This is a genomic window from Novacetimonas pomaceti (assembly GCF_003207955.1).
In the GTDB taxonomy this organism is placed as follows: Bacteria; Pseudomonadota; Alphaproteobacteria; order Acetobacterales; family Acetobacteraceae; genus Novacetimonas; species Novacetimonas pomaceti.
Window position 1 is genome coordinate 1 of record NZ_NOXG01000131.1, and the last position, 534, is coordinate 534.

The window sequence follows — 534 nt, forward strand, 5'->3', positions numbered from 1 at the left end:
TGAGTTGCAGCAGCGTGCATTGCCGGATTATCGGCAGACGCGCTCGCTTCGGGTCAATCATCTGCCGCCTCTGATCACGCCCAACCGAGCAGAGGCATCGCGTAAAAAATCCCGTTCCACGAGAAGCTCGCCTATCTTCGCGTGCAGTTTCTCCACATCAGCAGGGCTGACCGGGGGCTCCGCCACCGTCTTCCCGGAGAAGGTCGCCGCCATCCCCTCGATCGCCTGCCGTTTCCACTGGGCGATCATCGTCTGATGCACCCCATGTTTCGAAGCCAGTTCCGCCAGCGTCAGTTCCCCACGGATCGCTTCCAGGGCAACCCGTGATTTGAACTCCGCCGCATACCTCTTGCGCGTAACCTTGCCCATAAAACCCGTTCTCTCTCAGATCGGATTATAGCTTATCGCCCTGTCCGAAAAATGGGGACCACTTCTGCGTGGTGCGCTGGCGTCGGGTCGATCTTCAGCGGGTCATCGAAGAGCGTTTTGGCGTCTCCTATCACGAACGCCATGTCTCCGCCCTGTTGAAGCGGC

2 pseudogenes are annotated in these 534 nt (G+C 59.4%); one reads left to right on the plus strand and one right to left on the minus strand.

The window, feature by feature from the left end:
• Positions 1-369 (minus strand): annotated as a pseudogene (locus CFR71_RS16020) (transposase); the annotation flags it as partial.
• Positions 370-437: 68 nt separating this feature from the next.
• Between CFR71_RS16020 and CFR71_RS16025 the strand changes: the two are divergent.
• A pseudogene (locus CFR71_RS16025) lies at positions 438-534 on the plus strand (winged helix-turn-helix domain-containing protein); the annotation flags it as partial.